The organism is Micromonospora sp. DT31, from assembly GCF_049841795.1.
Lineage (GTDB): Bacteria > Actinomycetota > Actinomycetes > Mycobacteriales > Micromonosporaceae > Micromonospora.
Map to the genome: position 1 here is coordinate 38,375 of NZ_JBNCKZ010000019.1, position 18,566 is coordinate 56,940.

Annotated in this window: 21 protein-coding genes; 12 read left to right on the forward strand and 9 right to left on the reverse strand. The window is 72.1% G+C overall.

Features of this window, described 5'->3' with window-relative positions; translation table 11 throughout:
• Positions 1–15: 15 nt before the first annotated feature.
• Together ACLQ2X_RS24040 and ACLQ2X_RS24045 are read left to right on the forward strand one after the other, a co-directional pair.
• Entirely contained in the window at positions 16–813 is a 798-nt protein-coding gene (locus tag ACLQ2X_RS24040; RefSeq protein ID WP_425683360.1) for an AzlC family ABC transporter permease, read from the forward strand.
• A complete protein-coding gene (locus tag ACLQ2X_RS24045; RefSeq protein ID WP_425683361.1) occupies positions 807–1,115 on the forward strand; it encodes an AzlD domain-containing protein in 309 nt (102 codons plus the stop codon). Before ACLQ2X_RS24040 ends, ACLQ2X_RS24045 begins: the two co-directional genes overlap by 7 nt.
• A gap of 58 nt (positions 1,116–1,173) precedes the next feature.
• Here ACLQ2X_RS24045 and ACLQ2X_RS24050 read toward each other — a convergent pair whose 3' ends face one another.
• The 3 genes from ACLQ2X_RS24050 to nadA form a co-directional block, all read right to left on the reverse strand.
• On the reverse strand, positions 1,174–1,782 hold the full coding sequence (locus ACLQ2X_RS24050; protein ID WP_425683362.1) for a DUF3043 domain-containing protein: 609 nt from the start codon (positions 1,780–1,782) through the stop codon (positions 1,174–1,176).
• A 70-nt stretch (positions 1,783–1,852) separates the two neighbouring features.
• Positions 1,853–3,265: a UDP-N-acetylglucosamine 1-carboxyvinyltransferase gene (murA, locus tag ACLQ2X_RS24055; RefSeq protein WP_425683363.1), complete on the reverse strand. Its 1,413-nt coding sequence runs from the start codon at positions 3,263–3,265 to the stop codon at positions 1,853–1,855.
• Positions 3,266–3,422: 157 nt separating this feature from the next.
• Positions 3,423–4,598 (reverse strand): quinolinate synthase NadA, encoded by a 1,176-nt coding sequence (gene nadA / locus ACLQ2X_RS24060; RefSeq protein ID WP_425683364.1) that lies wholly within the window; start codon positions 4,596–4,598, stop codon positions 3,423–3,425.
• A gap of 43 nt (positions 4,599–4,641) precedes the next feature.
• Here nadA and ACLQ2X_RS24065 point away from each other — a divergent pair, with 43 nt between their 5' ends.
• The 4 genes from ACLQ2X_RS24065 to ACLQ2X_RS24080 all read left to right on the forward strand — a co-directional run bounded on the left by ACLQ2X_RS24065 (position 4,642) and on the right by ACLQ2X_RS24080 (position 7,994).
• Entirely contained in the window at positions 4,642–5,802 is a 1,161-nt protein-coding gene (locus ACLQ2X_RS24065) for a glycerate kinase (RefSeq protein WP_425683365.1), read from the forward strand.
• Positions 5,803–5,941: 139 nt separating this feature from the next.
• Positions 5,942–6,313, forward strand: a complete 372-nt coding sequence (erpA, locus tag ACLQ2X_RS24070; RefSeq protein ID WP_425683366.1) for an iron-sulfur cluster insertion protein ErpA — start codon at positions 5,942–5,944, stop codon at positions 6,311–6,313.
• A gap of 164 nt (positions 6,314–6,477) precedes the next feature.
• Positions 6,478–7,452 carry a carbohydrate kinase family protein gene (locus ACLQ2X_RS24075; protein WP_425683367.1) on the forward strand — a complete coding sequence of 325 codons (975 nt, stop codon included), beginning with the start codon at positions 6,478–6,480 and terminating at the stop codon, positions 7,450–7,452.
• On the forward strand, positions 7,449–7,994 hold the full coding sequence (locus ACLQ2X_RS24080; protein WP_425683368.1) for an AAA family ATPase: 546 nt from the start codon (positions 7,449–7,451) through the stop codon (positions 7,992–7,994). Before ACLQ2X_RS24075 ends, ACLQ2X_RS24080 begins: the two co-directional genes overlap by 4 nt.
• Positions 7,995–8,034: 40 nt before the next feature.
• On the opposite strand, the gene ACLQ2X_RS24085 is transcribed toward ACLQ2X_RS24080, so the two are convergent.
• On the reverse strand, positions 8,035–8,271 hold the full coding sequence (locus ACLQ2X_RS24085) for a sulfurtransferase TusA family protein (protein WP_425683369.1): 237 nt from the start codon (positions 8,269–8,271) through the stop codon (positions 8,035–8,037).
• Complete coding sequence (locus tag ACLQ2X_RS24090) at positions 8,268–9,419, reverse strand: cysteine desulfurase family protein (RefSeq protein ID WP_425683370.1); 1,152 nt, start codon at positions 9,417–9,419, stop codon at positions 8,268–8,270. The genes ACLQ2X_RS24085 and ACLQ2X_RS24090 overlap by 4 nt, the downstream gene beginning before the upstream one ends.
• Positions 9,420–9,589: 170 nt before the next feature.
• On the opposite strand from ACLQ2X_RS24090, the gene coxB reads away from it, so the two are divergent.
• Together coxB and ACLQ2X_RS24100 are read left to right on the forward strand one after the other, a co-directional pair.
• Complete coding sequence (gene coxB, locus ACLQ2X_RS24095; protein WP_425683371.1) at positions 9,590–10,549, forward strand: cytochrome c oxidase subunit II; 960 nt, start codon at positions 9,590–9,592, stop codon at positions 10,547–10,549.
• Between the two features lie 10 nt (positions 10,550–10,559).
• Positions 10,560–10,988 (forward strand): cytochrome c oxidase subunit 4, encoded by a 429-nt coding sequence (locus ACLQ2X_RS24100; RefSeq protein ID WP_425683372.1) that lies wholly within the window; start codon positions 10,560–10,562, stop codon positions 10,986–10,988.
• A 122-nt stretch (positions 10,989–11,110) separates the two neighbouring features.
• Here ACLQ2X_RS24100 and ACLQ2X_RS24105 read toward each other — a convergent pair whose 3' ends face one another.
• The 4 genes from ACLQ2X_RS24105 to ACLQ2X_RS24120 all read right to left on the reverse strand — a co-directional run bounded on the left by ACLQ2X_RS24105 (position 11,111) and on the right by ACLQ2X_RS24120 (position 14,036).
• Positions 11,111–11,317, reverse strand: coding sequence for a hypothetical protein (locus ACLQ2X_RS24105; RefSeq protein WP_425683373.1), 207 nt, complete (start codon positions 11,315–11,317; stop codon positions 11,111–11,113).
• A gap of 132 nt (positions 11,318–11,449) precedes the next feature.
• Complete coding sequence (gene trpD / locus ACLQ2X_RS24110) at positions 11,450–12,496, reverse strand: anthranilate phosphoribosyltransferase (protein ID WP_425683374.1); 1,047 nt, start codon at positions 12,494–12,496, stop codon at positions 11,450–11,452.
• A gap of 84 nt (positions 12,497–12,580) precedes the next feature.
• Complete coding sequence (locus ACLQ2X_RS24115; RefSeq protein WP_425683375.1) at positions 12,581–12,979, reverse strand: hypothetical protein; 399 nt, start codon at positions 12,977–12,979, stop codon at positions 12,581–12,583.
• Between the two features lie 103 nt (positions 12,980–13,082).
• Complete coding sequence (locus tag ACLQ2X_RS24120) at positions 13,083–14,036, reverse strand: cytochrome c oxidase assembly protein (RefSeq protein ID WP_425683376.1); 954 nt, start codon at positions 14,034–14,036, stop codon at positions 13,083–13,085.
• Between the two features lie 108 nt (positions 14,037–14,144).
• Between ACLQ2X_RS24120 and ACLQ2X_RS24125 the strand changes: the two genes are divergently transcribed.
• The 4 genes from ACLQ2X_RS24125 (at position 14,145) to ACLQ2X_RS24140 (ending at position 18,434) form a co-directional block, all read left to right on the forward strand.
• Entirely contained in the window at positions 14,145–14,744 is a 600-nt protein-coding gene (locus ACLQ2X_RS24125; protein WP_425683377.1) for a cytochrome c oxidase subunit 3, read from the forward strand.
• A 72-nt stretch (positions 14,745–14,816) separates the two neighbouring features.
• Complete coding sequence (locus ACLQ2X_RS24130; RefSeq protein WP_425683378.1) at positions 14,817–15,650, forward strand: cytochrome c; 834 nt, start codon at positions 14,817–14,819, stop codon at positions 15,648–15,650.
• A gap of 67 nt (positions 15,651–15,717) precedes the next feature.
• Positions 15,718–16,806 carry a ubiquinol-cytochrome c reductase iron-sulfur subunit gene (locus ACLQ2X_RS24135; RefSeq protein ID WP_425683379.1) on the forward strand — a complete coding sequence of 363 codons (1,089 nt, stop codon included), beginning with the start codon at positions 15,718–15,720 and terminating at the stop codon, positions 16,804–16,806.
• On the forward strand, positions 16,803–18,434 hold the full coding sequence (locus ACLQ2X_RS24140) for a cytochrome b N-terminal domain-containing protein (protein WP_425683380.1): 1,632 nt from the start codon (positions 16,803–16,805) through the stop codon (positions 18,432–18,434). Before ACLQ2X_RS24135 ends, ACLQ2X_RS24140 begins: the two co-directional genes overlap by 4 nt.
• Positions 18,435–18,566: the final 132 nt, after the last annotated feature.

Sequence of the window (18,566 nt, forward strand, 5' to 3'; positions counted from 1 at the left end):
TCAGGATAATGGACCATGCGTACGGCGTACCGAACGGGCGACGCCCGGTTGCTCCGCGACATCGCCGCCATCGGGGCGGCGATGCTCGCCGTGGGGGCGTCGTTCGGGGCCGTGGCGGTGGCCGCCGGCCTGCCCGCCTGGGCCACCCTGGCCATGTCGGCGCTCGTCTACGCCGGCGGCGCCCAGTTCATGGCCGTGGGCCTCGTCGCCGCCGGCAGCCCGCTCGCGGCGGTCCTCGCCGGCCTGCTGCTCAACGCCCGGCACCTGCCCTTCGGCCTGGCCCTCGGGGGTGCCCTGGGCTCCCGGCGCGGTCAGCGGCTGCTCGGCAGCCACCTGATGACCGACGAGACGACCGCGTTCGCGCTGGCCCGCCCGGCCGGACCGGGGCGGCATCGGGCGTTCTGGCTGGCCGGGGTGCTGCTCTTCCTGGCCTGGAACGCCGGCACCGCGCTCGGCGTGCTCGCCGGTGGCGCGGTCGGCGACCCGGCCGCCCTGGGGCTCGACGCCGCCTTCCCGGCCGGGCTGGCCGCCCTGCTGCTGCCCAGCCTGCGCGACCGGGAGACCCGCCGGGTGGCACTCACCGGTGCCGGCCTGGCCGTGCTGGCGACCCCGCTGCTGCCGGCCGGGCTGCCGGTGCTGCTCGCGCTCGCCGCGCTGGTACCGCTCCTGCTGCGCCGCCACCGCCCGCCCACCACTCCGACCGGCCCCGATCCCGCGCCGGGTTCTGACGGTGCCGGGCCGGCCGGGACCGGCGGCGGACCGCACGGCGACAGGGCCGGGCGGGGTGCGCGGGCCGGGGACGTGCCGTGCTGATCGCCGTGATCCTCGCCCTGGCCGCCGGCACCTACGGGTTCCGCGTCGCCGGGGTGCTGCTGCGGGACCGGCTGGACCTGCCCGAGTGGGCCCGCCGGCTGCTGCCGGTCGGCGCCGCCGCGTTGCTGGCCGCGCTCGCCGCCACCGCGGCGCTCACCGAGGCCGGCGGCTTCGCCGGCCTCGCCCGGCCGGCCGGCGTGCTGGTCGGCCTGCTGCTCGCCTGGCGCCGGGCGCCCTTCGTCCTGATCGTGGTCGCGGCGGCGGGAACCACCGCGCTGCTGCGCCTGCTCGGCGTGGCCTGACGACGACATCGGCCTCTCCCCGCCAGGGCGGGGAGAGGCCGGCTCCGGGTCGCCCCGGTCAGACCTGGTCGCCGATGTTGACCCGGGGGGCCGGCGCGCGCATCCGGCGGAACGTGATCGACCGCATGATCGCGTAGAAGTAGAGCGAGCCGAGCTTGACGGTGCTCTTCGGGAAGCGCTCCCGGACCAGCCTCTTGATCTTCCGGGCGATCAGCACCGAGTCGATCAGCACGCCGAGCGCCAGCGCCCCCCAGAGCAGGTTGGACACCAGTCGCACGATCGGCGGCATGGCCTGGTTGGAACCGACGAGCACGATCAGCGCGCCGCCGAAGAACCAGGTGCCGACCGTACGCCGGGAGTCGACCACGTTGCGGGCCAGCAGCCGTTCCGGTCCCCGGTCCCGCGGGCCGCCCTCGCGGCGGAACTCGGCGGCGGCCTCGGCGCGCGCGGCGCGGCGCTGCTCGCGGGCCTCCTGCTTGGTCAGCGGTCGGGCCGGCGCGGTCGGCCGGCGACCGGCGACCGGACGTTTCGGCGTGACCTGCCCGAGTTCCTTCTTGCTGGGCGTGTAGCCCCGGGGGCGGGCGGCGGCGGACTCCTCGTCGGTCGTCACCGTGGTGACGGACTCCTCGACGAGGTCGGCGGACTTGCGGCGAAACAGCGACGGCACGTCGGCAAGGGTAGCCAAGCCCCGGCGTCCGGTGCACATCGCGGTGCGCCGGACGCCGGGGAGGCGGTGCTCAGGGGCGCTCGACGTGCGCGCCGAGGTCGGCCAGCTTGGCCTCGAAGTCCTCGTAGCCCCGGTTGATCAGGTCCACCCCGTAGACCCGGGAGGTGCCCTCGGCGGCCAGCGCCGCGATGAGGTGGCTGAACCCGGCCCGCAGGTCCGGGATGACCAGGTCGGCCGCGTGCAGCTTGCTCGGGCCGGCGATCACCGCGGAGTGCTTGAAGTTGCGCCGGCCGAAGCGGCACGGGGTGCCGCCCAGGCAGTCCCGGTAGACCTGGATGTTGGCGCCCATCGTGTTCAGCGCCTCGGTGTAGCCGAGTCGCTGCTCGTAGACCGTCTCGTGGACGATCGACAGGCCCCGGGCCTGGGTGAGCGCGACCACCAGCGGCTGCTGCCAGTCGGTCATGAAGCCGGGGTGCACGTCGGTCTCCAACGCCACCGCGTTCAGCTCGCCGCCCGGGTGCCAGAACCGGATGCCGCCCTCCTGGCCCGGGCCGCCGCCGCGCGGCGGACGCAGGTCGGTGACCTCGTACTCGCCGCCGACGGAGCGGAAGATGTTCAGGAACGTCATCATGTCGGCCTGCTGGGCGCCCAGCACCTCGACGTGGCCGCGGGTGGCCAGCGCGGCCGCCGCCCAGCTCGCCGCCTCGATCCGGTCCGGGATCGGCCGGTGCATGTAGCCGTGCAGCTTCTTGACGCCCTGGATCTCGATCACCCGGTCGGTGTGCACCTTGATGATCGCGCCCATCTTCTGCAGCACGCAGATGAGGTCGACGATCTCCGGCTCGACGGCCGCGTTGCGCAGCTCGGTGACGCCCTCGGCCATCACCGCGGTGAGCAGCACCTGCTCGGTGGCGCCCACGCTCGGGTACGGCAGCGAGAACTTCGTGCCGTGCAGCCCGTTGGGCGCGGACAGGTGCAGCCCTTCCGGGGTCTTCTCGATGGTGGCGCCGAACTCGCGCAGCGCCTGGAGGTGGAAGTCGATCGGGCGCGGGCCGATGTGGCAGCCGCCCAGGTCGGGGATGAAGGCGTGGCCGAGGCGGTGCAGCAGCGGACCGCAGAACAGGATCGGGATCCGGCTGGACCCGGCGTGCACGTTGATCTGGTCGGTGCTGGCGCTCTCGACGTTCGAGGGGTCGAAGACCAGCTCGCCCTCTTCGTCGCCGTCGCTGACCTTGACCCCGTGCAGGCCCAGCAGCCCGCGGACCACCTCGACGTCGCGGATCCGCGGCACGTCGAACAGCCGGCTGGGTGTGTCACCGAGCAGCGCGGCGACCATCGCCTTGGAGACCAGGTTCTTCGCGCCGCGCACGCGGATCCGCCCTTCCAGCGGAGTGCCTCCGTGTACGACCAGGACGTCATCGGTCAACGCAACCTCCAGCGCGTTGGGTGTTGCCGGGTAAGAGAGGGGGCCCACGAAGTTCATCGCTACCCGGTACGCGGTCACGGGAAAACGGGCCGCGTGTGTCGTCGCCCCGGCAGCATAGCCCTCGGTGACGAAAATGGAATCGGTCACATCACCAATCAGGGAACGAACCGGGGCTACCGGTGCGTTTCCGTGCCAGGACGGTCACCGATGGTGATCAGGTCCCGGGAAGCGCGAGCATCTGGTCCAGCGCCGTCCGGGCGTGTCGGGCGGTGTCCGGGTCGACGGTGATCCGGTTCACCACCCGGCCGGCGACGAGTTCCTCCAACGCCCACACCAGGTGCGGCAGATCGATCCGGTTCATCGTGGAGCAGTAGCAGACCGCCCGGTCCAGGAACATGATCTGCTTGTCCGGGTGGGCCAGCGCCAGCCGGCGGACCAGGTTCAGCTCGGTGCCCACCGCCCACGCCGACCCGGCCGGGGCCGCCTCGATGGCCTTGATGATGAACTCGGTCGAGCCCACCAGGTCGGCGGCGGTGACCACCTCGTGCCGGCACTCCGGGTGCACCAGCACGTTCACCCCCGGCACCCGCGACCGCACGTCGTGCACGCTGTCCAGCGTGAAGCGGCCGTGCACCGAGCAGTGCCCCCGCCACAGGATCATCTTCGCGTCGCGTACCTGCTCCGCGGTGAGCCCGCCATGGGGCTTGTGCGGGTCGTAGAGCACGCAGTCGTCCAGCGAGAAGCCCATCTCCAGCACCGCCGTATTGCGGCCCAGGTGCTGGTCGGGCAGGAACAGCACCCGGCGGCCCTGCTCGAACGCCCAGTCCAGCGCCCGCCTGGCGTTCGACGAGGTGCAGACCACACCGCCGTGCCGGCCGACGAAACCCTTGATGTCGGCCGAGGAGTTCATGTACGTCACCGGGACCGTCTCGGCGGCCACTCCCAGGTCGGTCAGCGCGTCCCAGGCCGCCTCGACCTGCGACAGCACCGCCATGTCCGCCATCGAACAGCCGGCGGCCAGATCCGGCAGGATCACCTTCTGCGCGTCCGAGGTGAGGATGTCGGCGCTCTCCGCCATGAAGTGCACGCCGCAGAAGACGATGTACTCCGCGTCCGGGCGGGCCGCCGCCTCCCGGGCCAGCTTGAACGAGTCACCCGTCACGTCGGCGAACTGGATCACCTCGTCGCGCTGGTAGTGGTGCCCCAGCACGAACACCCGGGTGCCGAGCGCGGCCTTCGCCGCGGCGGCGCGAGCCACCAGGTCGGGATCGCTGGGCGCCGGGAGATCACCCGGACACTCCACGCCACGCTCGGTGGCGGGGTCGCTGCCGCGGCCGAGAAGCAGCAGCGCAGTGGCGGTGTTGGAGGGCTCAACCCAGGTCGACGTCACGCTCCCATGGTCCCACAGCGCGCCCGCCGCGCATCGATCGCCGATGTGGCCTGCCACACTGCTTCCCATGCGCGTGCTGCTCTGCCCCGACAAGTTCGCCGGCACGCTGTCCGCCCTCGAGGTGGCCGCCGCGGTGGCCGAGGGTTGGCGCGAGGTCGCACCCGGTGACGAACTGCTGGTCCGGCCGCTGGCCGACGGCGGTCCCGGGTTCGTCCCCGTGCTCGCCGAGGCGCTCGGCGGGCGCCTGCTGCCGGTGCCCACGGTCGATCCGCTGGGCCGCCCCGCCGCCGGTGAGATCCTGCTCACCGACGACGGGGTGGCCTACCTGGAGAGCGCCCAGGCGTGCGGGCTGCACCTGCTGTCCGCCGCCGAGCGGGACCCGAAGGCCACCACCTCGTACGGGCTGGGGCTGCTGATCGCCGCCGCGGTCGAGGCGGGCGCGCGGACCGTGGTGGTGGGGCTGGGCGGCTCCGCCACCAACGACGGGGGCGCCGGGATGCTCGTCCCCCTCGGCGTCACCCCGCTGGACGGCGGCGGCCGGGCACTGCCGTACGGCGGGGCGGCCCTGGCCGCGGTGGCCGCGCTCGACGGCGTGCCACGACTGCGCGGCGCGACGCTTGTCGCCGCCACCGACGTGGACAACCCGCTGCTCGGGCTGCACGGCGCGAGCAGCGTGTTCGGCCCGCAGAAGGGCGCCACCCGGGCCGACGTGCTGCTGCTCGACGCCGCGCTGCAACGCTGGGCCGAGGTGCTGACCGAAGGGCTGCCCGGCTGCCCGCCCGGGCTGGGCGTACTGCCCGGCGGTGGCGCGGCCGGTGGCCTCGGCGCGGCCGTGCTGGCGCTGGGCGGCCGGTGCGAGTCCGGTATCGGACTGGTCACCCGCGCGGTGCGGCTGGACGCCGCGCTGGACGCCGCCGACCTGGTGGTCACCGGGGAGGGTTCGTTCGACCACCAGTCGCTGCGCGGCAAGGTGGTGGCCGGGGTGGCCGGCGCCGCCCGCGACCGCGGGGTGCCCTGCGTGGTGCTGGCGGGACGGGTGAGCACCGGGCGGCGGGAGGCCGCCGCCGCGGGCGTGACCGAGACGCACAGCCTGGTCGAACACTTCGGCGGCGAGCAGCGCGGGGGAGTGGACGCGGCGATGACCCGTCCGGCGCAGGGACTGCGGGCGCTCGGCGCCCGCCTCGCCGGCCAGTGGAGCCGCTGAACCCCCGGCTGTTCACGCCGCCGGGTGACCACGCCGGCAGCGGCGTACGATCGGAGGACGGACCACACCGGGAATCACTGGCGGACGTGCGGCGTTGGCCAGGACGTCCGGACCTCATACCGCGCAGGGAGACTTCCACGTGACCACGCCAGCGCAGACCGAGTCGACCGAGGCCAAGGAGGCCCCCAGCACCGTCGTCCTCACCGACGTCGCGGCGCAGAAGGTCAAGGCCCTGATCGAGCAGGAGGGCCGCGACGACCTGCGGCTCCGGGTCGCCGTGCAGCCGGGCGGCTGCTCCGGCCTGCGGTACCAGTTGTTCTTCGACGAGCGCTCGCTCGACGGCGACGTCGTGACCGACTACGACGGTGTCGAGGTCGTCGTCGACCGGATGAGCGCCCCCTACCTGACCGGCGCCACCATCGACTTCGCCGACCGGATCGACGCCCAGGGCTTCACCATCGACAACCCGAACGCCGGCAGCTCCTGCGCCTGCGGCGACTCGTTCAGCTGAGTCTGCGGGCCGACCGCAACCGGCGGGCCACCCCGGAAGGGGAGGCCCGCCGGTTCGTCGTACCCGTGCGGCGGCGCCCCCGGTCGCCCGGTGGTCCGAGCGGCCTGTCCGCCCAGCGGGACCGGTAGGCTGACCGCGCCGTGCTTCCGACCACGAGGGTTGACATGAAGATCGCCGTGACCGGCTCGATCGCGACCGACCACCTGATGAGCTTCCCCGGCCGGTTCGCCGACCAGCTCATCGCCGACCAGCTCGACAAGGTCTCGCTTTCCTTCCTCGTCGACGAGCTGGTGCTGCGGCGCGGCGGCACCGCTGCCAACATCGCCTTCGGCATGGCCCAGCTCGGGCTGCGCCCGGTGCTGCTCGGCGCGGTCGGCGCGGACTTCGCCGACTACCGCTCCTGGCTGGAACGCCACGGCGTCGACTGCGACTCGGTGCACGTCAGCGAGGTCGCGCACACCGCGCGCTTCGTCTGCACCACCGACACCGACATGTGCCAGATCGCCTCTTTCTACGCCGGTGCGATGAGCGAGGCTCGCAACATCGAGCTGCACCCGGTGGCGCAGCGTCTCGGCGGGCTGGACCTGGTCCTGGTCAGCGCCAACGACCCGGCCGCGATGACCCGCCACTCCGCCGAGTGCCGGGACCGGGGGTACGCCTTCGTCGCCGACCCGTCCCAGCAGCTCGCCCGGATGGACGGCGAGGACGTGCTCGGCCTGATCGAGGGCGCCGAGTACCTGATGACCAACGAGTACGAGAAGTCGCTGCTGCAGAGCAAAGCCGGCCTGAGCGACGAGCAACTGCTGGACCGGGTGAAGGTGCGGGTCACCACGCTGGGCAAGCAGGGGGTGGAGATCGCCGGCCGGGACACCGGCGTCATCCGGGTGCCGATCGCGCGGGAGATCCAGGCGGCCGACCCGACAGGTGTCGGCGACGGCTTCCGGGCCGGTTTCTTCGCCGCCCTCGACTGGGGTGTCGGCCTGGAGCGCGCCGCGCAGGTGGGCTGCCTGCTGGCCACGCTGGTGCTGGAGAACTTCGGCGGCCAGGAGTACACGGTCCGCCGGGACCTGTTCGTGAAGCGACTCGCCGAGTCGTACGGTGACGCGGCCGCTGAGGACGTCCGGCCGCACCTGCTGTGAGCGGGCCGGCCGGTCGGGTGGACCCGGAGGCGGTCCGCCCCGGCTCCGGCTCACCGGTGCTGGTCGCCTTCGCCGGTCTGCCCGGCGTGGGCAAGACCACCCTGGCCACCCGGGTCGGCATCGCCCTGCACGCACCCGTCCTGCCGGTCGACCCGGTCGAGCGGGCGCTGCACCGCTACGGCCTCACCGGTGACGTGCCGGGCATGGCCGCGTACGGCGCGGTCGCCGGGCTGGCCGAGGTGCAGCTCGGTCTCGGGTTGAGCGTGGTGGTCGACGCGGTCAACCCGGTCGCCGGCGCCCGCGGCCTCTGGCACGACGTGGCCGAACGGGCCGGGGTGCCGCTGCGGGTGATCGAGGTGCACTGCGGCGACGAGGCGGAACACCGGCGTCGGGTCGAGGCCCGGCCGCCCGAGGAGCACGGCACCTGGGAGCAGACGCTGCGCCGCCGCGCGGAGTACGAGCCACTGATCGGCCCGCGCCTGGTGGTCGACACCGCCGTGGCCACCGATCCCCTCCCCGGCATCCTCGCCTACCTGCGCTGAGCGCCGCTGTTAAGAAGGGGCCCTTCCTCTACCGCAGGCGTTAGGAAGGGGCCCTTCCTTGCACCCGGACGTCGTAGGCGGGGCCCGGGTGCGCGGTGAGGAACTCGTGGCCGCGCATCCGGCACCACGCCGGGATGTCCACCGCCGCCGCCGGGTCGTCGGCGAGCACCCGCACCACCGTGCCGGCCGGCAGGCCGGGCACCAGCCGGGCGAGATTGATCACCGGTAGCGGGCAGCGCTGCCCGCGACAGTCCAGCACCTCGTCCGGTTCGCTCACAGGCCCGTCACCCCCGCCTGCGCCCGCAGATCGGCGACGATTCCCGGCAGCTCGGCCAGGAACCGGTCCACGTCCGCCGCGGTGGTCTCCCGGTGCAGCGACACCCGCACGTTGCCGTGCGACAGCACCCCCATCGCCTCCAGCACGTGCGACGGGCGCACCGTCGACGAGGTGCAGGACGAGCCGGAGGACACCGCGAACCCGCGCCGGTCCAGCGCGTGCAGCAGCGCCTCCCCGTCCACGTACAGGCAGGAGAACGTCACCAGGTGGGGCAGCCGGTCCACCGGGTCGCCGACCACCTCCACATCCGGCACCTCCGCCGCCACCCGGGCCCGGATGCGGTCCACCAGCGGCCCCAGCCGGGCCGCCTCGACCGCCGCGTCGGCCGCCGCCGCGCGCAGGCTCGCCGCCGCCGCGACCACCGCCGGCAGGTTCACCACCCCCGGGGTACGCCCCGACTCCCGTTCGTCGGGCGGGTACGGCGACTCCCACCGGGTGCCCTTGCGCACCACCAGCAGCCCCACGCCGGGCGGCCCGCCCCACTTGTGCGCGCTGGCGCTCAGCACCGACCAGCCCGACGGCAGCGGCACCCGGCCGGCCAGTTGCGCCGCGTCCACGTACAGCGGCACGCCCGCCTCGGCGCACAGTTCCGCCGCCGCCGGCACCGGCTGCGCGGTGCCCACCTCGTGACTGGCCCCGATCAGCGCGGCCAGGGCCACGCCGGGCCCGGCCACCGCCGCCGCCCAGGCGTCCAGGTCCAGCCGGCCCAGCCGGTCCACAGGTACGGACACCGCCGCGCCGCCGCCCGCGGTGTGCCGCTGCGCGGCGTGCAGCACCGCCGAGTGCTCGATCGCCGAGTGCACAAGTGCCGCCCCGGCCCGCCGCCGCCCGGCCAGGCCACCAAGCACCGCGGCGTGCGCTGCCGCCGTACCGCTGGGGGTGAAGGACAGTTCGTCGGCGCGGACGCCGAGCGTCTGCGCGGCGGCCTCCCGGGCGGCGTCGAGGAGTTGGCGGGCCCGGCGGGCCGACGCGTAGAGCCGGGCCGGGTCGGCCCAGCCGTCGTCCAGGGCGGCCAGCATCGCCTGCCGCGCGACCGGATGCAGCGGAGCGGCGGTGGCCGCGTCCAGGTAGACCGGGGAGACGCTCATGACGCCCCACGTTATCGTCCGGTTACGTCCAAGATCCCCCCGATAGGGGTGCAGGACGACCCCACCACGGCCAGGTCCGCCATGGTCGAGTAATCTGCGACCGTCGGTGACGCCTTTGCCGTCGGTTCAGGGAGAACAACCGCCGCGGCGCGCTAGGGAGGCAGGACCAGGTGGTCGCAAGGAGTTCGGAGGTACGGCCGTCGGCCGTACGGCACAGCGCTTCCCCAGGGGTCGGTGGACGCCGGCGGCGTGGTGCTGGTCGAGTCGCCGGGCTCGGTCTCGGCGGGGCGGCGCTGCTGGTTCTGCTCACCGGTTGTGACGTTGGCAAGGCGTTCGGCGGGTTCGGCTGGCCGCAGGGGGGCATCACCCCCGAGGCGAACCAGATGTACGACCTGTGGATCGCGTCCTGCATCGCGGCGCTCGCCGTCGGCGTGTTCGTCTGGGGCCTGATCTTCTGGTGCGTGGTCCGCTACCGCAAGCGCGGCAACGAGCTGCCGGTGCAGACCCGTTACAACCTGCCGATGGAGTTCCTCTACACCATCGCGCCGATCCTCGTGGTCTCCGTGCTCTTCTACTACACGGCGGTCGTGCAGACCGACGTGAACAAGCAGTCGAAGAACCCGGACGTCACCGTCGAGGTCGTGGCGTTCAAGTGGAACTGGCAGTTCAACTACCGCGACGGCCAGGGGCCCGAGGCCAACACCGTCGCCTCGGTGCTGGGCACCAGCGAGGTCATCCCGGTGCTGGTGCTGCCCAGCGGCCGCTCGGTCCGCTTCGAGGAGCACAGCCGCGACGTCATCCACTCGTTCTGGGTGCCGGAGCTGCTGTTCAAGCGGGACGTCATGCCCGGCAACGTGCGCAACAGCTTCGAGGTCTCCAGCATCGACCAGGAGGGCGCGTTCGTCGGCCGCTGCGCCGAGCTGTGCGGCAGCTACCACGCCTTCATGAACTTCGAGATGCGGGTGGTCTCGCCGGAGAAGTACGAGCAGTTCCTGGCGGCGAAGAAGGCCGGCAAGTCGACCCAGGAGGCGCTCGGCGAGATCGGTGAGCCCGAGTACGCCACCGAGACGAAGCCGTTCGACACCCGGCGGGACGGCGCCAACTTCAACCCGTCCGACGCGGGAAGCTGAGGGGTTCGGCATGAAGACCGAGTGGAAGATCTTCCTGACCATCGCCACGTTCCTCCTCGGCGCGACCATCCTCTACGGCGCGTGGACGTACGCCGACAGCGACGGTCACGTCGAGTGGATCGGCACCGTGGCGCTGCTGCTGTCGTTCCTGCTCTGCGCCATGTGCGGCGGCTTCTTCTGGTTCGTCTCCCGGCGTATCGACCTGCGCCCGGAGGACCGGCCGGACGGCGAGATCGCCGACGGCGCCGGTGAGGTCGGGTTCTTCAGCCCCGGCAGCTACTGGCCGTTCGGTCTGGCGATGGCCGCGGCCCTCGCCGGCCTGGGACTGGTGTTCTGGCAGTTCTGGCTGCTCGGCCTGGGCCTGGTGGCGGTGATCCTGGCCGCCTGCGGGCTGCTGTTCGAGTACTACTCGGGCACCCGCCGCACCGCCGAGCACTGACCCGACCCCTTCTCGCAGTCAGGCCCGCGCCCCCCCAGGGGCGCGGGCCTGACTGCTTCCCGTCCGCCCTCGCCTTGGCGAGCAACGCGTTCGGGTCGGTTCCGCGGGCCGTCGAGTGGGGGTCAGGCCGCCCGGGGGTGGGACGTGCGGGGGGTGCGGCGGCCGGACAGGCGCGTCGGGTGGAAGGCGAACGTGGCGATCACCACGGCCGTGCCGCAGCCGGTGCAGACCAGCTCGGGGCAGTCGGCGTCGTGCCCGTCGCCGCAGGGCGGCGCCTCGAACAGCACGACGCCCTCGCACGTGTCGCAGTGCAGCTCGCGGTTCGACACGGGTGTCTCCTCTCGCTCCGGTGCCGGCCGCGGCGGGAAGCGCCGGGCGGCCGGACCAAAGACCGAAAACGGAAAATAACTCCCGTGTAGTTTGGCACGCGGGTACGACAACAAGCCGGGTGGGACTCCGCGTCAGGCGGAGCGCGCCACCTCCAGCCAGCGCTCCAGAGCGGCGGCGGCGGAACCGGAGTCGACCGACTCGGCCGCCCGGTCCAGGTTGGCCCGCACCGCCTCGTGCAGGTCCCCGTCCAGCGGGCCCTGGGTGGCCAGCGCCACCGCGGCGTTGACGAGCACCGCGTCCCGCACCGGGCCGGTCTCGCCGGCGAGCAGCCGGCGCACCACGTCGGCGTTGTGGACGGCGTCTCCGCCGCGCAGGTCGGCCAGGGTGGCCCGGGGGACCCCCAGGTCCGCGGCGTCCAGCAGCGCCTCCCTGACGGTGCCCTGCTGCGCCACCCACACCCGGGTGGGTGCGCCGGTGCTGACCTCGTCCAGGCCGTCCTCGCCGCGTACCACGATCACCGAGTCGCCCCGGCCCGCGAACACGGCGGCCATCACCGGCGCCATCCGCCTGTCGAAGCAGCCCACCGCGCCCGCGCGGGGCCGCGCCGGGTTGGTCAGCGGGCCGAGGAAGTTGAAGGCGGTGGGTACGCCGATCTCCCGCCGGACCGGCCCGGTGTGGCGCATACCCGGGTGGAACCGGGCGGCGAAGCAGAAACCGATGCCGGCCTCGGTCACGCACCGGGCCACCTGTTCGGGCCCCAGGTCGAGCGGCACGCCGAGCTGCTCCAGCACGTCCGCCGTGCCGCAGGAGGAGGAGGCGGCCCGGTTGCCGTGCTTGACCACGCGCACCCCGGCCCCGGCGACCACCAGTGCCGCCATGGTGGAGATGTTCACGGTGTGGGCGAGGTCGCCGCCGGTGCCGACCACGTCCAGCGCGGTGGCCCGGACGTCCTCGGGCAGCCGCACCGGCACCGCGCGGGTCAGCATGGTCTCCACCAGCCCGCCCAGTTCGGCGGGCGTCTCGCCCTTGCTGCGCAGCGCCACGGCGAAGCCGGCGATCTGCGCCGGGCTGGCCGAGCCGGCCATGATCTCGCCCATCGCCCAGGCGGTGTCGGCGGTGGGGAGTTCCTCGCCGCGCAGCAGCGCGTTGAGCAGAAGCGGCCAGGTCCGTTCGCCCACGGCGGGCCTCCCGAGCGGCGTGAGGAAAGCGGTTGGGGGGGGTGCGCCACGGCCGCGTCGCCGCGGCGCGGGTGTGCGCGGGGGTCAGGCCGCGGCGCGGGTGTTGCGCAGCAGCTCGGCCACGGTGCTGCCGGCGACCACCGGGTCCAGCGGGTGGGTGAGCGTGGCGTCGACCTCGGCGTACGCGGCCAGCCAGCGGTCGGCCGCCCGGGCCAGCACCACGCAGGTCGGCGGCGAGTCGTCCCGGTCGTCCTTGACCTGGCGGGCGATGCCGATGCCGCCGCCGGGGCTCGCCTCGCCGTCGAGCAGGAGCAGGTCGATCTCGTAGTCGTCGACCAGCCGGATGCAGCCGGCGTAGTCGTCGGCCTCGACGAACTCGATCTCGATGCCGGGGGCCGGTCGGGTGCCGACGGCGAGCCGCATCCGGTCCCGGATCTTCGGGTCGTCGCTGTAGAGCAGGACGGTGCAAAGACGATCGCTCATCGTGACGTGGCTCCCCTTCGTAGCTGCCCGCTGATCGTAGCGGGCGTCACATCCGGCCCGGTCACCTGTCCGGGCGTGCCCGGGACGTACCCCGGGCAAAGCTTCAGACGCTCGCCTCCGCGGCCCGCTGGCGGGCCTCCTGCCGGTCCAGCTCACGGTCCAGCCGGCGGGCCTCCCGCTCGGACTGCTTGACCCACTGGACGACCAGCACGGCCAGCATGGTGATGCTGACGAACTCGCCGCCGGCCCAGAGGATGCCACCGGCGACCACCTGGTCGTTCCAGGGGTCGGACCAGGACAGGTTCAGCGACTGGTACCAGTCGCCGCCGAGCAGGGTGGTGCTCTGCATGATGGTGAGCCCGAGCACGGTGTGGAACGGCACCGAGAGCAGCATGAGCAGCGCCCGCGCCGGGTACGGCCAGCGGCCGGGCAGCGGGTCCAGGCCGAGCAGCGGCCAGAAGAACACGCAGCCGGTGGCGATGAAGTGCGCGTGCACCAGCTCGTGCGCCAGTTCGTTGCGCAGGGTGACCTCGTAGAGGTCGGTGAAGTAGAGCGCGAACGGGTTCACCACGAAGATGGCGAACGCCACCAGGGGGAAGCTGTAGATCCGGATCACCCGGCTGTGCACGATCGCGAGCAGCCGCTTGCGCGGGCGTACCGGCAGCGTGCGCAGCGCCAGCGTCACCGGGGCGCCGAGCGCCAGGAAGATCGGCGCGATCATCGACAACACCATGTGCTGCACCATGTGCACCGAGATCAGCGCGGTGTCGTACGCGCCGAGGCCGCTGACCGTGACCGCCGCGATGCCGCCGAGGCCGGGGCCGAGGAACGCCACGGTGCGGATGACCGGCCAGCGGTCGCCGCGCAGCCGCAGCCGGTGCACCCCGTAGAGGTAGAGGCCGGCGGCCAGCACGATGCCCAGCATGAGCCAGCTGTCCAGCCGGGTCTCGGTGAACACCCGAGCGACGGTGAACGGCGGTGGGGCGCCCTCGCCCCCCGCGGCCAGAGTCGCCGGAACGACCGAGGCGACGGCGCGGATCTGATCGACGTGCAGCACGCTTTTCAGGGTAGGTCAGACGAAGCGGACCACCACGATCGGGCCACGGAAGGGCCAGGTTTGCCACCCCGCTGATCGTCGGTCCCGGTCAGGGGCAATAATGACCGCGTGACTGCGGCCCCAGCCATTGACAAGAGCCGGATCCACTCCCTGACCCGACCCAACATGGTCAGCGTCGGGACGATCGTGTGGCTCTCCAGCGAACTCATGTTCTTCGCGGCGCTGTTCGCGATGTACTTCTCCATCCGCGCCGCCGCGCCGGAGCAGTGGGAGAAGCACACCGAGGTGCTGAACATCCCGTACGCGACCACGTTCACGGTGATCCTGGTGCTCTCCTCGATCACCTGTCAGATCGGCGTGTTCGCGGCCGAGCGTGGCGACGTCCACGCCCTGCGTCGGTGGTTCACGATCACCTTCATCATGGGTCTGATCTTCGTGCTCGGTCAGCTGAACGAGTACCGGACCCTGGTGCACGAGGGTGTGAAGATCAACGAAGACGGTTACGGGTCGGTGTTCTACCTCACGACCGGCTTCCACGGTCTGCACGTGACGGGCGGTCTGATCGCCTTCATCATCTTCATGATCCGCACCACCATGGGCCGGTTCACCCCGGCCCAGGCGACCTCGGCGATCGTCGTGTCCTACTACTGGCACTTCGTCGACGTCGTGTGGATCGGGCTCTACGGCATGATCTACTGGCTCCAGTGATCTTGGCGCGTCACGAACCGCGCCGCTGCTCCGTCCCCTGAGACAAGGTCCAACCGGTTAAGGACACAGGTCATGACTTCTGACAACGACCGCCGACGCGGTCTGCTCGCGCGGCTGCGCGGGCGGCCCGCAGCGCGCAGCAGGGGCCGCCGCCGGCTGGGTGCCGCGGTCCGGCTGTTCGCCGCGCTGATGCTGGCCGGCGGTGCCTACACCGTCTTCGCCCCCGGGGTGCAGGCGCAGGACAACCCGCCGTTGACGGCCGCCGGCAACGAGGGCAAGGCGCTGTTCGACGTGAGCTGTGTGACCTGCCACGGTCGCAACGCCCAGGGCGTCGAGGGCCGGGGCCCCAGCCTGATCGGTGTCGGCGGGGCCTCGGTGGAGTTCCAGGTCAGCAGCGGTCGCATGCCGATGGCCCGGCAGGAGGCCCAGGCCATGCGCAAGCCGCCGCAGTTCACCGACGAGCAGGTGCGCCAGCTCGCGCAGTACGTCCAGGAGCTCGGCGGTGGCCCGGAGGTGCCCAACGGCGACCTTCGTGAGGGCGCCAACCTGTCCACCGGCGGCGAGCTGTTCCGGATCAACTGCTCCCAGTGCCACGCCTTCGGCGGTGGCGGCGGCGCGCTGTCCTCCGGCAAGTACGCCCCGAGCCTGGCCCCGGCCAGCGACCGGCAGATCTACGCCGCCATGCTGAGCGGCCCGCAGAACATGCCGGTGTTCGGCGACAACCAGATCACCCCGCAGGAGAAGGCGGACATCATCGCCTACATCCAGGAGACGCTGAAGCACGACGGTGACCCGGGCGGCTTCAACCTGGGCCGGTACGGCCCGTCGACCGAGGGTCTGGCGATCTTCCTGGTCGGCATCGTGGCACTGGTCTTCGCGAGCCTGTGGATTGCGGGCAAGTCGTGACCGGGCGGATCAATGGTTCGAGCGCTGTGACGTCGGCACCCGACGCCACCCGTAGCGAGGTGACGGCATGAGCACCCACACCGAGCACCAGGCCCAGCCGGGCCGGGAGCCGGTCGACGTGAACGATCCCGGGCTCTCCCGGTTCGACGTCGTCCAGGAAGGCGCCCGGCGCGACGACATCGAGATCGTTCACTACGAGCCACAGGTGGTCCCGGGCAGCAAGGCCGAGCGCCGGCTGACCCGTACCGTCGCGCTGATGTTCCTGCTGACCGGCGCCGCCGCCACCGCCTTCCTGGTGATCTTCATCTGGTGGCCGTGGCAGTGGGAGCCGGGTCGCGGCGGCGACAAGCTCTACACCCCACTGCTCGGCCTGACCCTGGGCCTGGCGCTGCTGGGCATCGGCTTCGGCATCCTGACCTGGGGCAAGAAGCTGCTGCCCAAGGAGGTCTCGGTCCAGGGCCGGCACGACCAGGTCGACAACCCGGAAGACCGCAAGGTCACCGGTCAGACCATGCTCTACCTGGCCGACGAGCTGGGTGTGAAGCGTCGTCCGCTGCTGGGCATCTCGCTGCTGGCCGGTCTCGCGCCGGTCGGCGCGGTGGCCGCGGCGCCGCTGATCGGCGGTCTGATCGAGCAGCCGCACAAGAACAACCAGATGTTCACCACCGGCTTCCAGCCGGGCGAGGGCGGCGAGAAGATCCGGCTGATCCGCGAGGACGGCCGACCCATCCGCCCGGCGGACGTCAGCGTCGGCGGCCAGCTCACCGTGTTCCCCGGCATCGACGGCGGCGTCAGCAACCTGCACGCCGACTCGCCCACCCTGCTGATCCACCTGCGCGAGGACGACGCGGAGAAGTCGCGGGAGGCGAACGCCCGTAAGGGGCACGGCGACTACATGTGGGGCAACTTCGTCGCATACTCCAAGATCTGCACGCACGCCGGCTGCCCGGCGAGCCTCTACGAGCAGCAGACCAACCGTCTGCTCTGCCCCTGCCACCAGTCCCAGTTCCTCATCACCGACAACGCCAAGCCGATCTTCGGCCCGGCGAACCGGCCGCTGCCGCAGCTGCCGATCGAGGTGGACGGGGAAGGCTTCTTCGTGGCGAAGTCCGACTACACCGAGACCATCGGTCCCGACTTCTGGGAGCGGCCATGAAGCGCCGAAAGTTTGATGCGGCCGCGCTGCCGGCCAAGAGCGCGCGGGCGGTGGACGACCGCTTCCAGGTGGCCACGCCCCTGCGCAAGCTGCTGAACAAGGTCTTCCCCGACCACTGGTCGTTCCTGCTCGGTGAGATCGCGCTCTTCTCGTTCATCGTCCTGCTGCTGACCGGCGTCTTCCTGACGTTCTTCTTCGAGCCGGCGATGACCGAGGTCATCTACAACGGCAGCTACGCCCCGCTGCGGGGCACCCCGATGTCGGCCGCCTACGCCTCCAGCCTGGACATCTCGTTCGATGTCCGCGGTGGTCTGATCATGCGGCAGATGCACCACTGGTCGGCGCTGCTGTTCATGGCCGCGATCGTCGTGCACATGCTGCGGGTCTTCTTCACCGGCGCGTTCCGCAAGCCGCGGGAAACCAACTGGATCATCGGTTCGCTGCTGTTCTGGGTCGGCTTCCTCGCCGGCTTCACCGGCTACTCGCTGCCGGACGACGGCCTGTCCGGCACCGGCCTGCGGATCGCCTCCGCGATCATCCTGTCGATCCCGGTGATCGGCTCGTGGGTCAGTTCGTCGATCTTCGGCGGGGAGTTCCCCGGCACCATCATCATCAGCCGCTTCTTCATCGCCCACGTGCTGCTCGTCCCGGGCCTGCTGGTGGCGCTGATCAGCGTGCACCTGGGCCTGGTGTTCAAGCAGAAGCACACCCAGTGGCCCGGCCCCGGCCGGACCAACGACAACGTGGTCGGCGAGCGGATGTTCCCGCGCTACGCGCTCAAGCAGGGCGGCTTCTTCATGGTCGTCTTCGGCGTCATCGCGCTGATGGGCGGTCTGTTCCAGATCAACCCGATCTGGCTGTTCGGCCCGTACGAGGCGTGGGTGGTCTCCGCGGCCAGCCAGCCCGACTGGTACGTCATGTTCCTCGACGGCTCGACCCGACTCATGCCGGGTTGGGAGATCAGCATCCCGATCGGCGACGGGTACGTCATCCCACCGCTGTTCTGGCCGACGGTCGTGCTCCCGGGCATCCTGGTGGGCCTGTCGACGATGTACCCGTTCCTGGAGGCGCGTCGCCTCAAGGACCACAAGCACCACAACCTGCTCCAGCGGCCCCGGGACGTGCCGGCGCGCACCGCGGTGGGCGCCATGGCGCTGGCCTTCTACATCGTGCTGACGCTCTCCGGCGCCAACGACGTCATCGCCGACAAGTTCCAGATCAGCCTGAACGCGATGACCTGGGGTGGCCGGATCGGCCTGCTGATCCTCCCGCCGATCGCGTACTACCTCACGTACCGGATCTGCCTGGGTCTGCAGCAGCACGACCGGGAGGTGCTGGCCCACGGCGTGGAGACCGGCATCATCAAGCGGCTGCCCGACGGCCGGTTCGTCGAGATCCACCAGCCGCTCACCTCGGCCGAGGGACACGACGGCCACCCGCCGGCGCTCGACTACGTCGGCTGGGTCGTGCCGAAGAAGATGAACCGGCTCGGGGCTCTCGGCCCGGCGATCCGGGGCTTCTTCTACCCGATCGAGAAGCCGGTCGAGGCGCCGGTCTCGCCGGGGCACCCGCCGGTCGAGGGCCGCGAGGAGCGGGAGGAGATCGGCAGCGGCGGTAGCCGTCGCTGACGCATTCCGTACGACTGACCGTGGCGCCCCGCGGCTGAACCCGCCGGGGGCCCCTGCCGCGGGGGGGGGCCCCGCCCTCCCCCGGCCCACCCCGGCCCCCCCCCACGGCCGGGGGGGACCGGCGGCAATAAC

Bases quoted from the DNA above. Each gene is read 5' to 3' on its own strand.
- ACLQ2X_RS24040 (WP_425683360.1), top strand. From the start codon at position 16: ATGCGTACGGCGTACCGAACGGGCGACGCCCGGTTGCTCCGCGACATC.
- murA (WP_425683363.1), bottom strand. From the start codon at position 3,265: ATGAACTTCGTGGGCCCCCTCTCTTACCCGGCAACACCCAACGCGCTG.
- ACLQ2X_RS24065 (WP_425683365.1), top strand. From the start codon at position 4,642: ATGTGGCCTGCCACACTGCTTCCCATGCGCGTGCTGCTCTGCCCCGAC.
- ACLQ2X_RS24075 (WP_425683367.1), top strand. From the start codon at position 6,478: ATGAAGATCGCCGTGACCGGCTCGATCGCGACCGACCACCTGATGAGC.
- ACLQ2X_RS24090 (WP_425683370.1), bottom strand. From the start codon at position 9,419: ATGAGCGTCTCCCCGGTCTACCTGGACGCGGCCACCGCCGCTCCGCTG.
- ACLQ2X_RS24100 (WP_425683372.1), top strand. From the start codon at position 10,560: ATGAAGACCGAGTGGAAGATCTTCCTGACCATCGCCACGTTCCTCCTC.
- ACLQ2X_RS24115 (WP_425683375.1), bottom strand. From the start codon at position 12,979: ATGAGCGATCGTCTTTGCACCGTCCTGCTCTACAGCGACGACCCGAAG.
- ACLQ2X_RS24130 (WP_425683378.1), top strand. From the start codon at position 14,817: ATGACTTCTGACAACGACCGCCGACGCGGTCTGCTCGCGCGGCTGCGC.
- ACLQ2X_RS24135 (WP_425683379.1), top strand. From the start codon at position 15,718: ATGAGCACCCACACCGAGCACCAGGCCCAGCCGGGCCGGGAGCCGGTC.
- ACLQ2X_RS24140 (WP_425683380.1), top strand. From the start codon at position 16,803: ATGAAGCGCCGAAAGTTTGATGCGGCCGCGCTGCCGGCCAAGAGCGCG.